The sequence below is a fragment of the Mycobacterium sp. E3339 genome, assembly GCF_001666915.1.
In the GTDB taxonomy this organism is placed as follows: domain Bacteria; phylum Actinomycetota; class Actinomycetes; order Mycobacteriales; family Mycobacteriaceae; genus Mycobacterium.
The window spans coordinates 75,416-86,394 of the sequence record NZ_LZIZ01000148.1 but is presented as its reverse complement, the minus strand read 5'-3'; the positions used below and the strand labels follow the sequence as shown (position 1 = coordinate 86,394).

11 protein-coding genes are annotated in these 10,979 nt (G+C 69.0%); 3 read left to right on the top strand and 8 right to left on the bottom strand.

Translation table 11 applies throughout. The features are described from left to right. Nucleotides 1–467 (bottom strand): SDR family NAD(P)-dependent oxidoreductase (locus A5702_RS13320; protein WP_156669611.1); only part of this gene is annotated, 467 nt, incomplete at its 3' end. A 27-nt stretch (nucleotides 468–494) separates the two neighbouring features. Further along, entirely contained in the window at nucleotides 495–1,130 is a 636-nt protein-coding gene (locus tag A5702_RS13315; RefSeq protein WP_055403347.1) for a TetR/AcrR family transcriptional regulator, read from the bottom strand. Between the two features lie 114 nt (nucleotides 1,131–1,244). On the opposite strand from A5702_RS13315, the gene A5702_RS13310 reads away from it, so the two are divergent. Then, on the top strand, nucleotides 1,245–2,726 hold the full coding sequence (locus tag A5702_RS13310; RefSeq protein ID WP_055403346.1) for a cytochrome P450: 1,482 nt from the start codon (nucleotides 1,245–1,247) through the stop codon (nucleotides 2,724–2,726). Nucleotides 2,727–2,728: 2 nt separating this feature from the next. Here the strand turns inward: A5702_RS13310 and A5702_RS13305 are convergent, their stop codons facing one another. Then, nucleotides 2,729–3,229 carry a homocitrate synthase gene (locus A5702_RS13305; protein ID WP_068221282.1) on the bottom strand — a complete coding sequence of 167 codons (501 nt, stop codon included), beginning with the start codon at nucleotides 3,227–3,229 and terminating at the stop codon, nucleotides 2,729–2,731. Between the two features lie 270 nt (nucleotides 3,230–3,499). On the opposite strand from A5702_RS13305, the gene A5702_RS13300 reads away from it, so the two are divergent. Further along, nucleotides 3,500–3,706, top strand: coding sequence for a hypothetical protein (locus A5702_RS13300; protein ID WP_231633828.1), 207 nt, complete (start codon nucleotides 3,500–3,502; stop codon nucleotides 3,704–3,706). Nucleotides 3,707–3,752: 46 nt separating this feature from the next. Here A5702_RS13300 and A5702_RS13295 read toward each other — a convergent pair whose 3' ends face one another. From A5702_RS13295 to A5702_RS13285, 3 genes are all read right to left on the bottom strand, one after another. Further along, a complete protein-coding gene (locus A5702_RS13295) occupies nucleotides 3,753–4,736 on the bottom strand; it encodes a sensor histidine kinase (RefSeq protein ID WP_068221286.1) in 984 nt (327 codons plus the stop codon). A gap of 107 nt (nucleotides 4,737–4,843) precedes the next feature. Beyond that, on the bottom strand, nucleotides 4,844–6,274 hold the full coding sequence (locus A5702_RS13290; protein WP_067823503.1) for a FadR/GntR family transcriptional regulator: 1,431 nt from the start codon (nucleotides 6,272–6,274) through the stop codon (nucleotides 4,844–4,846). Between the two features lie 33 nt (nucleotides 6,275–6,307). Continuing rightward, nucleotides 6,308–7,501, bottom strand: coding sequence for a thiolase family protein (locus tag A5702_RS13285; protein ID WP_068221281.1), 1,194 nt, complete (start codon nucleotides 7,499–7,501; stop codon nucleotides 6,308–6,310). 59 nt (nucleotides 7,502–7,560) lie between these two features. Between A5702_RS13285 and A5702_RS13280 the strand changes: the two genes are divergently transcribed. Further along, nucleotides 7,561–7,896, top strand: coding sequence for a Zn-ribbon domain-containing OB-fold protein (locus A5702_RS13280; protein WP_068221279.1), 336 nt, complete (start codon nucleotides 7,561–7,563; stop codon nucleotides 7,894–7,896). A gap of 12 nt (nucleotides 7,897–7,908) precedes the next feature. On the opposite strand, the gene A5702_RS13275 is transcribed toward A5702_RS13280, so the two are convergent. Together A5702_RS13275 and A5702_RS13270 are read right to left on the bottom strand one after the other, a co-directional pair. Then, nucleotides 7,909–10,074 (bottom strand): acyl-CoA dehydrogenase, encoded by a 2,166-nt coding sequence (locus tag A5702_RS13275; protein ID WP_068221277.1) that lies wholly within the window; start codon nucleotides 10,072–10,074, stop codon nucleotides 7,909–7,911. A gap of 109 nt (nucleotides 10,075–10,183) precedes the next feature. Then, nucleotides 10,184–10,942, bottom strand: a complete 759-nt coding sequence (locus tag A5702_RS13270; RefSeq protein WP_055403340.1) for an SDR family NAD(P)-dependent oxidoreductase — start codon at nucleotides 10,940–10,942, stop codon at nucleotides 10,184–10,186. Nucleotides 10,943–10,979: the final 37 nt, after the last annotated feature.

Sequence of the window (10,979 nt, the reverse complement as noted above, 5' to 3'; positions counted from 1 at the left end):
CAGGGCAGCGCGACCAACCCGGCCGCCGAGGACACGTTCACCAGGTGCCCGCCGTTGCGGGCCGCCACCATCGCCGGGACGAACGTCTCGATGACGTGGATCGGACCCATCAGGTTGATCGCGATCATCTTGCTCCACTGCTCGTGCGTCAGCCGGTCGACGGTTCCCCAGGCGGACACGCCGGCGATGTTGAGCACGACGTCCATGCTCGGGTGGTCGCGGTGGATGTCGGCGGCGAACGCCGCCACCTCGGCGTAGTCGGCGATGTCGAGGGCCCGATGCGCGGGGACTCGCGCGCCGAGCGCGCGGGCGTCGGCCACCGTTGACTCCAGGCCGTCGCGGTCGCGGTCGGTCAGATACAGTTCGGCGCCCTGCGCCGCCAGCCGCAGCGCGGTGGCGCGGCCGATGCCGCTGGCCGCGCCGGTGACCAGGCACCGTTTGCCTGCGAAGTACCCCTGCTGCCCCATTGCCGTGACGATACCGGCGGTAACGGTCTACGGGCGCCCGGCCCACAGCGCGTGCAGCCACAACCGCTCGAGCACGCGCACGCGACGGTCGAGATCGCTGTCGCGGCCGGCCAGGATGGGATCGCCGGTCAGCATCAGCGCGGTGGTGCCGGCCAGGGTGCGGATCAGGGTGGGCAGGTCGTCGCTGATCGGGTGGGCGGTCCCGGCCTTCATCTCGGCCTCGACGATGGCGACGATCTGGCCCAGCACCACCTCGAATTGCTGGTCCATCAGGTTGCGGATCTCGACGTCGGTGTTGCGGGCCTCGTTGCAGGCGGTCATCACCGGGTCGTTGTGCGCGTACACCGCAGCCGCGCTGCCGACCATGCGTTTGGCGAACTGCTCCGGCGACTCGCCCGGCTGGCGGGGTGCGAAATCCTGCGTGAGCTCCTCGAGTTCCGCGGCGGCCTCGGCCATCAGCTGGGCGAGCACGGCGTACTTGGAGTCGAAGTAGAAGTAGAAGCCGGACCGGGCCACCCCGGCCCGAAGGCTGATGGTGCTGACCGACAGCTCCGCGAATGGCTTTTCCTGCAGCATCTCCCGCACGGCCTGCAGGATCGCCTGGCGCTGTTTGTCACCGCGCCGCTGCCCGCCCGGCTCACCGGTGGCGGGGTGGATGCTCATTCCCTGACCTTGCACCACGCCGATCAAAAAGCAAACTTGACAGCCGTCAAGTTTTTCCCGAAGGTTAGGGGACAGTGACGGCTGTCACGTGGGAGGGACCGCAAAGGAGCGTCTATGACCGCCACCATCAGCACCCCGCAATACCTGCTGGACCAGGCGCGCCGCCGGTTCACCCCGTCGGTCAACAACTTTCCCGGGATGGGCGCGGTGGAGCGCAGGCTGCGCACCGTCCAGTTTCCCGAGCACGTGCTGGCCGAACCGCCGCCGGGCAGCGGGCTCAAAGCGGTGGTGGGTGACGCGGGGCTGCCGGTCATCGGGCACATCATCGAGATGCTGCGCGGCGGCCCGGATTACCTGATGTTCCTGTACGAGACCAAAGGCCCGCTCGTCTTCGGCGACTCGCCGTTGCTGCCATTCGTCGCGGCGCTCGGCCCGGACGCCGCCCAGGAGCTCTACTCGAACCGCAACAAGGATTACTCCCAGCAGGGCTGGACCCCGGTGATCGGCGCCTTCTTCAAGCGCGGGCTGATGCTCCTCGACTTCGAAGAGCACCTGTTCCACCGGCGGATCATGCAGGAGGCGTTCATCCGGTCCCGGCTCGCCGGTTACGTCGAGCACATGGACCAGGTGGTGTCGCAGGTCATCGCCGACGACTGGGTGATCGACGACCCGCGCTTCCTGCTCTACCCGGCGATGAAGGAGCTGACCCTCGACATCGCGTCGATGGTGTTCATGGGCCACGAGCCGGGCACAGACCGCGAGCTGGTGACCAAGGTGAACAAAGCCTTCACGATGACCGTCCGCGCCGGCAACGCGATCATCCGCAACCCGATCCCGCCGTTCACGTGGTGGCGCGGAATCCGGGCCCGGCAACTGCTGGAGAACTACTTCGACGAACGCGTCAAGGAGCGCCGCGGCAAGGAAGGCAGCGACCTGCTGACCGTGTTGTGTCAGACCGAGGACGAGGACGGCAACCGCTTCTCCGACGAGGACATCGTCAACCACATGATCTTCTTGATGATGGCCGCCCACGACACCTCCACCACCACCGCGACGAACATGGCTTACCAGCTCGCCGCGAATCCGCTGTGGCAACAACGCTGCCGCGACGAGTCGGACCGCCTCGGGGACGGACCGCTCGACATCGAGTCGCTGGAGAAGCTCGAATCGCTGGATCTGGTGATGAACGAGTCGATCCGGCTGGTCACGCCGGTGCAGTGGGCGATGCGCCGAACGGTGCGCGACACCGAACTGTTGGGCCACTACCTACCGAAGGGCACCAACGTCACCGCGTTTCCGGGGGTGAACCATCTGCTCCCGGAGATCTGGACCGACCCCCTGAAGTTCGACCCGGAACGGTTCACGGAGCCCCGCAACGAACACAAGCGCCACCGGTACGCGTGGACTCCGTTTGGCGGCGGCGCGCACAAGTGCATCGGAATGGTGTTCGGCCAGTTGGAGATCAAGACGATCATGCATCGGCTGCTGCGTCGCTACCGGCTCGAGCTGCCCCGCCCGGGTTACGAGTCGAAGTGGGACTACCGCACCATCCCCATACCGATGGACGGCATGCCGATCGTGCTGCGCCCGCTCTGAGATCAGCCGATCAACCGGTTCGCGCAGGCGATCATCGCGCGCAGGGCCGACTCCGTCGGATCGTCGGAGAAACCCACGGCCCACTCGTCGCGGGCGCCGTCGCCGCCGCGGACGAACGTGGCGGTGCGCCCACCGGATTGCAGCTGATGAAAGTTGAGGATTTCCAACGACATTCCGCGTTCGTGCAGCATCGCGCCGAGGGCCGCGATCGGGCCGCCGGCCGCGGCGGTCGAGGTTGCGATGCGGTCACCCACGGCGATGACGGCCCGGAAGTTGCGGGCGTGCGGACCCACCCGCCGGTCGGTGTCGGTGCACTCCCACGTGCCCAGCCGGACCGGTCCCGCCGGGCCGTAGGTCGCGACGAATCGCTCCCAGGTCATCGCGCCCGCCCGCTCCCGCAGACCCCGGGGCAGCGCGGCGCCGAACTGCCGGGCGAACCACACCGTGGCGAGGCATTGGCTGGCTGAAATGCTGGAGGGGTCGAGCCGCTCGGGGATAGTCATGTGCCGGTCTTCTTCGGTCGATTCCAGTGACCGACGGCGGTAGCTTCCGACCCACAGCGGGGGGTCGGTCTAGGTCAGACCCCGCTGCGGGTGCTAGCTACTACCACGCGATCGAGAAGACGCACGAGGCCCGACATTAGCCGCACACCCGCCTGACGTGCAAGTTCCGCGGATAAAACAAGTCGGCAAAACGTTGGTTTACGCGTGTGCAACAGGGGGTATGAAGCGGAGGCGACAGTCATTCAACGGCTGTGCAATTACCCCTTACACATGGATGAAAGAAGGCTCATCATGAAGGCGAAGGGCACCAGGAAAAACCTCAAAGCTGCCGCGGCGGCCGCCGGGGTCGCCGCGGTGTTACTACTCCCGACCGGATGCGCGTCGGCCGCGGCCGGCAGCGGCGGCCTTGTCGGCGGCACCACCGGTGGCACGGTCGGCGGGATCGTGGGCGGCATCACTGGCGGCCTCGGCCTTTAACTGATTACGTCAAGCAGCCCTCGGGTCTCCCGGGGGCTGCTTGCGTTCAACCCGTCGGCCCCGCCGACGCGTCGAAGCGGAGATACGCCTGGATGGTCGTGCCAGTGGGGGTGGTGTGGGTGCGCACCAGATCCGAAATGGCGTTGACCAGGTACAGGCCCCGGCTGGCGGGGCCGCAGGGACCCGGGTCCAGCCGGCCGACCAACGGATCGTCGAAGCATCCGGTGTCCCGCGCCTCGCACACCAGATAACCGTCGTCGCGCCAGAAGGCGAGCTGGCAGGCGCCATCGGTGTACATCAAGCTGTTGCTGGCCAGCTCGGTGGCCACCAATTGCAGGTCCTCGATCCCGTCCTGGGACAACCCGATCCAGCCGGCGTAGTCGACCGCGAAGGACCGCGCGGGGCTGAGGTCCGTGGACTTGCTGACCGTGTAGGTCACGGCGCCCGGGTTGGCGGGCAGCGGCCGGTTGCAGCGCCGCAGGGCGGCGTCGGGGGCGTAGTCGGCGCTGCGTTGCAGCGCACCACCACGCAGAAGCAGGGGATGCGTGGCCCGGGCGTCGGCCAGCACCTCGTCGGCAAGCCGGCTCCCGTCGTAGAGACATAGATTGGTCGCCTGGTAGCCGTCCATCGCCCCGTTGACCAACGCCTCGTGTTCCACGCAGGCGACCAATTCCTCGCCGCTGCGGCCGGGCCAGGCGAGTTGGCTGACGATCCGCACCCGCCGGTCGGGATGGTCGTCGACGAAGGCACCCTCCATCGCCATGAACCGGCTCGGGTTGCGGGCCTCCTCGGTGACGTCGACCGTCTGCACTTCAGGCGGCAAGCCGCCGTCGGCCGCCATCGCGTCGTGCAGCAACGCCAGCTTGTCGGACGGCACCGCGACCAGTACCGGCTCCCCGGCCGCCAACCCGTCGCCGATGAAGCGGGTCACCGCATCCAGATACTCCTGCTGGGATTGGTAAATAAGCGCGGAGTGGACGAAGCCGATCTGGGTGCCCGCCATCACTCCGGCACTCTCACTTTCGATCACGAATGCCAACCCCCTGCTGGACCGGCCGTTAACTTTCTCCCTCCCCAATACCCCCGAGGGGCCTTCGATATACCGAGCTACAGATCACATCCCGGACTCAGTACGTGTCACAGCCACCAGGAGGCGGCGGCATCCAGATGACGGCGAACGCGATAGCGGGCCAGGCTCTCGTCGCCCGCCTCGATCGCGTCCGCGATCCGCAGGTGCGCGTGGTGGACCGCAAGGACGTCGGCCCAGGTCGGCGGCGCCTGCCCGGTGCTCGACCAGTGCCGGCGGAACAGCTCGACGATGATGCGCAGGAACAGGTCGAGCAGCGTGTTGCCGGCCAGCTGGGCCAGTCCGATGTGGAACCGAAACTCTTCGGCCGCCGCGGCGCCCAGATCGCCGGGTGTTTCGGAGACCTCGGACCGGTGGGCGGTCAGGAACGCGGCCACCTCGGATTCGCCGCGCCGCTTGACCACCTTGGCGACGTTGTCGATCTCGATGGCGTCCCGGACGCAGCGCAGGTCTTCCCGGCTCGGGTCGCGGTACTGCAGGTACAAGGCGACGGTGTCGATGCTGGCTTGCGCCTGGGGTTGAGCGATGACGAGGCCACCGCCCGGTCCGCGGCGCATGTGCGCGATCGAGTGGTATTCGAGCAGCCGGACCGCCTCGCGAAACACCGCCCGGCTCACCCGGTATCGCTCCAGTAGGGCCGCCTCCGTGCCGAGGACGGAACCGACCCGCCAGCCGTCGGCGGCGATGTCGTCGCCGATCGTGACCGCCAGCATCTCCGCGAGTTTGCCGCGGGGCGCCTCAATGTTCAGCGGCCGCCGCTTGCGCCGCCGGCTCGCGGTGCCGGGGTGATGGTGCTGCAGCCAGGCCGTCACGGCCTCGACGTGGCGTTCGGACAGCGTTTTTGCCCGCGCCGGGTCGCCGGAGGTGACGGCCTCGACGATCTCGGAGTGATCGACGTGCATCCGGTCGACCGCCTCGATGGCCTCGGTGGCCGTGTTTGTTCGCGACTGCAGGGCGTAGCGGGTGGTGAGCCGCATCAGCACGTCGATAAACAGTTGCAGCACCGGGTTTTTCGATTGCTCGGCCAGGGCGATGTGGAACTCGTCGCGCGGCGTCGGCAGCCCCGGCTGCCATTCTTCTTCGCCCCGCAACACCGCCCGCAGCCGCGCGATGCCCGCCTCGTCGATCCGCTCCGCGGCCAGCGACGCGGCCAACGGTTCGAGCACCAAGCGCGCGTTGAGCAGGTCACCCAGCGTGGTGCCCAGATACTCGAGATAGATGACGACGGCGCGAGTGGCGGGGCCCGCGTCGGGCTCGCAGATGATCAGCCCGCCGCCCGGCCCACGCCGCATCCGTGCCACCTGATGGTGTTCGACCAGCCGGACCGCCTCCCGCAGCACCGAGCGGCTCACCCCGAATCGCTCCTGCAAGGCGTGTTCGGAACCCAGCGATTCCCCGGTGGCCCAGCCGCGGCGGACGATGTCGGCCTCGAGCTCGCGCGCGATCTTCGACGCCAGCTTGTTCGCCAGGCCGGTGCTCATGTCAGGACCAATAACGTTTCGGCGCAACAATTTTCAGCATGTGAGCAACATGCAGCCGGCGACGGGCCCGCCTCCCACGGACACCACGCCGACCTCCGGGCGACGCGAAACCTGCCGCTCCCCCGCCTCGCCGCGCAACTGCAGACACCCCTCGTGCAGCGCCCAGTAGCCGTGCATGCGCCCGGCCGACAGCTGACCGCCGTAGGTGTTCAGGGGCAAAACCCCGTCGCGGGCGATCCGCTCGCCACCCTCGACGAAGGGCCCCGCCTCGCCGTCGCCGCAGACTCCCAGGGCCTCCAGCCATGCGAGGGTCAGATAGGTGAACCCGTCGTACAGCTCGGCGACCTCGAGATCCGACGGCTTGAGGTCGGTGCGCGACCACATCTGCGCCGCCGCGTCCGACATCGCCATCTTCGGGTAGTCGTCCCGGTGAAACCAGCCGCCGGCGCCGTCGGACCCACCGATCGCCTCCACCGCGACCGCGCGGTGCGGGCAGTCGCGCGCGTACTCGGCGTGCGAAACCACCACCGCGATCGAGCCGTCGATCGGGACGTCGCAGTCCAGCAGCCCGAACGGGGTGGAAACCGGCCGCGCGCTGAGGTAGTCGGCCATGGTCATCGGGTCGCGGTACACGGCGCGCGGATTCAACGCGGCATTGCGCCTGCCGTTGAGGGCGACCCAGCCCAGCTGTTGCTTGGTGGTGCCGTACAGCTCCATGTGCCGCCGGCAGTTGAGCGCCAGCCAGTTTGCGGCGGAGTACGCGTTCGCGGCGACGAGGTCATTGACGTCGTCCATCGCGCCGACGGCGGGGCGGTCGGCGCCCTCGGGGGCCTCGAACATCCGCGCGAGGGGCGGCGCGGGCGCGTTCTCCTGCGGCTTCACCGGGACGGTGCCCCCGAGCATCTGGATGGTCCGGTACACCACCACGTGGCGGGCGCGCCGCTCGGCGACCGCGCGGCAGGCCGACATCACCGGGCTGAGCAAGCCGCCGGTGCCGAAGCCCGAACCGCAATCCGCGGCCTCGATTCCCAGCTCGGCGTTGACCTCGCCGGCGGGGGTGTCACCCAGCGTCGCGATGCCGTCGATGTCGGAGGCGACCAGCCCGGCGTCCTCGACGGCGGCCCGCACCGCCTCCATGGTCAGGTCCAGGCCGGCGATGCCGGTGCGGCGGCCGATCCGGGAGATGCCGATGCCGGACAGAATCGCGTCCTTTTCGAAATGCGTCATGCCCACCGCCCGTCAGCCCATAGCCCCGCATCGAATCAATTGAGTGTACTGTATTCGTCGTGCCGGACGAGCCGCTGCTCATCGAATACTGCGCCGACTGCGCGCGTTGGGTGCATCCGCCTGCCGGCGTGTGCCGCACGTGTGGCGGAAAGCTGGTCGCGCGGCCCGTTTCCGGGCGGGGTGCGGTCTTCACGTACACGGTGAACCACCACCCGTACAACCCGGAACTGCCCGTCCCGTATGTGATCGCCATCGTCGAACTCGCCGAACAACAGGGCCTGCGGGTGGCGGCCAACATCGTTGGCTGCGAACCCGATTCGGTCAAGTGCGGGATGCCCGTCGAGCTGCAGCCGGAAACGGGCAGCGGCGGGGCGCCGCTGTTCGCGCCGGCCTGAGCCTCGACGGGGCTAGTTGATCAGCGGGTCGCGCGGCATGCCGAGAATCCGCTCGGCGATCTGGTTGCGGGTGACCTCCGAGGTGCCCCCCGCGATCGCCATGCCACGGGCTCCCATCGTCAGCCGGCCGACCACCGCGGCCGGGCCATCCATCAGCGCGACCTCCGGCCCCGACAGCGCCGCCCAGATCGCGGCGCCGTCCACCATGTGCTCGGCCAGCTTGAGCTTGGTGATGTTGCCCTCCGGACCGGGCCCCGCCCCCTCGACGCTGCGCGCGGCGCGCCGCAGGTTCAGCAGCCGCAGGGCGTGATCGTCGGCGAGGAAGGACCCGATCCGAATCGGCGCCCCGGCCAAGCGATCTGACTGCTGCGAAGCGAGCTGCACCAGTGTGGCCGCCAGGCCCTCGTAGAACGATCCGCTGCCGCCGATGCTGACCCGCTCGTTGCCCAGGGTCGCGCGGGCCACGGTCCACCCGGAGTTGGGCGCGCCGACGACGTCCTCGTCGGGGACGAACACGTCGTTGAAGAACACCTCGTTGAATTCCGAGCCGCCGGTGATCTGCCGCAACGGCCGCACCTCGACGCCCGGGCCCTTCATGTCGATGATCACGGTCGTGATGCCGGCGTGCTTGGGGGCATCCGGGTCGGTGCGCACGGTGGCCAGGCCGCGTGCGCAGTATTGCGCCCCGCTGGTCCACACCTTCTGCCCGTTGATCTTCCAGCCGCCGTCGACCCGAACGGCGCGGGTCTTGACCGACGCCGCGTCGGAGCCGGCCTCGGGTTCGGAGAACAGCTGGCACCAGATCTCTTCCTGGCGGAGCGCCTTCTCCACGAATCTTTCGATCTGCCAATCGGTTCCGTGCTGGATCAGGGTCAAGATCACCCAGCCGGTGATGGAGTAGTCGGGCCGCTTGATGCCGGCCGCGCGGAACTCCTCCTCGATGACCAACTGCTCCACCGCGTCGGCGGCCCGACCCCAGGGCTTGGGCCAGTGCGGCATGACGTAGCCCGTCTCGATCAGTTTGTCCCGTTGCGCCTCTTTGTCCACCTTGGCGATCTCGGCGGCGTCGGCGTGGATGCGGGTGCGCAGTTCCTCCGCCTCGGGCGGCAGGTCCAAACTGTTCTCCCGCTTGGCGCCGGCGGCGGTGCGCTCGAAGACATCCCGGGCCGGCGCGTCACCGCCGAACAGCGCCGCGATCACCAGCGCGCGGCGCAGGTGCAGATGCGCGTCGTGCTCCCAGGTGAAACCGATGCCGCCGTGCACCTGGATGTTCAGCTCGGCGTTGCGCGCATAGGCGGGAAACGCCAGGGCCGCCGCCACCCCGGCGACCAGTTGGAACTGGTCCTCGTCCTCGCTCGCCGCGCGCGAGGCGTCCCACACCGCGGCGATCGCCGACTCGGCGGACACCAGCATGTTCGCGCAATGATGCTTGACCGCTTGGAAAGTCGCGATGGTCCGGCCGAACTGCTGGCGCACCTTGGCGTAGTCCACGGCGGCCTCCACGCAGTCCGCGGCGCCGCCCACCGCCTCGGCGGCCAGCAGCGTGCGGGCCCGGGCCAGCGCCGCGGCCCGGGCGCCCGTCAGGATGTCGTCGGCGCCGACGTCCACGTTTTCGAGGCGGACGCGACCGGACCGGCGGGTCGGGTCGAAGTTGTCCGGCACCTGCACCGTCACGCCGGCGCGGCCGCGCTCCAGCACGAGCACGTCCTCGCCCGCGGCGACCAGCAGCAGCTCGGCCAGCCCGGCGCCCAGCACGATCCCGGCATCGCCGTCGGCGACCCCGTTCTTGAGCTGCACATTGCCGTCCAGGCCGATCCCCGCGGTGACGGTCCCGTCGATCAACCCGGGCAACAGGCGCGACTTCTGTTCGGCGCTACCGCCTTTGGCGATCACCGCCGAGGCGATCACGGTCGGCACGAACGGTCCCGGCGCGACGGCGCGGCCGAGTTCTTCGACCACCACCACGAGTTCGGGCAGGCCGAAGCCGGAGCCGCCGTGCTCCTCGTCGATGTGCAGGCCCAGCCACCCCAGTTCGACGAGGTTCTGCCAGAACGGCGGCCGGGATTCCTCGGCGGCGTCGAGCAGGGACCGCGCCGCCCAACGGGCCTTCTGCGAGGTCAGGAACGCGCGGGCGACATCGGCGAGTTCGCGGTGGTCGTCGGTCAGTGCGATACCCATGAGGGGCCCTCCTCGCTACCGGCTGGGTAGCCTGCCCCGCTTCGAGGGGAAGCGGGGCGGCTGCCTAAAGAGTGTACTTAATGCGGGGCGGGCGGCTTGTGGGGGTGGCCTACTTGGGCGCGAACCGCTGGCCGGCGTCCAGCCGCAGGCACTGGCCGTTGAGCATCGGGTTGTCCACGATGGCCGCCGCCAGCTTGGCGTACTCGATCGGCCGGCCGAGGCGCTTGGGGAAGGCCGCGTCCTTGGTGAGCGCCGACGCGAATTCGTCCGGGATGCCCTGGGTCAGGCCGGTGGCGAACAGGCTCGGCGCGATCGCCAGCACCCGGATGCCCAGCGAGCCCAGGTCGCGCGCCATGGTCAGGCACATGCCCGCGACGCCCGCCTTGGCGGCGGTGTAGGCGACCTGCCCGATCTGGCCCTCGAAGGCCGCGATCGAGGCGGTGTTGATGATGACGCCGCGCTCCTCGTCCTCGGGCTCGTTCTTGGCCATGTGGGCGGCGGCCAGCCGGCTGATGTTGAAGGTGGCGATCAGGTTGAGGTCGATGACGGATTGGAAGGATTCGAGGTCGTGCGGGCCGGATTTGGTCATCGTCCGCTTGGCGATGCCGCCGCCGGCGGTGGTGATGATGACGTGCAGGCCGCCCAGCTTGTCGACGGCGGTCTGCAGCGTCTCCTCGGTGCCGGTGAAGTCGGTGACGTCAACCGGGTAGAACGCGCCCTTGACACCCTCGGCGACCGTCTTGCCGTCGGAACCCTCGCGGTCGAGGATCGCGACCTGCGCCCCGCGCTCGGCCAGCAGCTCCGCCGAGGCGCGACCCATCCCCGACGCGCCGCCGATGACGACGACCTTCTTTCCGTTGATCTCCATCCGGGCCTCTCCTTGTGGGTTGTCAGATTCCTAGCAA

Coding starts and splice junctions, on each gene's coding strand:
- A5702_RS13270 (WP_055403340.1), bottom strand. CDS start 10,942: ATGGAGATCAACGGAAAGAAGGTCGTCGTCATCGGCGGCGCGTCGGGG.
- A5702_RS13275 (WP_068221277.1), bottom strand. CDS start 10,074: ATGGGTATCGCACTGACCGACGACCACCGCGAACTCGCCGATGTCGCC.
- A5702_RS13300 (WP_231633828.1), top strand. CDS start 3,500: ATGGATGAAAGAAGGCTCATCATGAAGGCGAAGGGCACCAGGAAAAAC.
- A5702_RS13290 (WP_067823503.1), bottom strand. CDS start 6,274: ATGAGCACCGGCCTGGCGAACAAGCTGGCGTCGAAGATCGCGCGCGAG.
- A5702_RS13315 (WP_055403347.1), bottom strand. CDS start 1,130: ATGAGCATCCACCCCGCCACCGGTGAGCCGGGCGGGCAGCGGCGCGGT.
- A5702_RS13285 (WP_068221281.1), bottom strand. CDS start 7,501: ATGACGCATTTCGAAAAGGACGCGATTCTGTCCGGCATCGGCATCTCC.
- A5702_RS13305 (WP_068221282.1), bottom strand. CDS start 3,229: ATGACTATCCCCGAGCGGCTCGACCCCTCCAGCATTTCAGCCAGCCAA.
- A5702_RS13310 (WP_055403346.1), top strand. CDS start 1,245: ATGACCGCCACCATCAGCACCCCGCAATACCTGCTGGACCAGGCGCGC.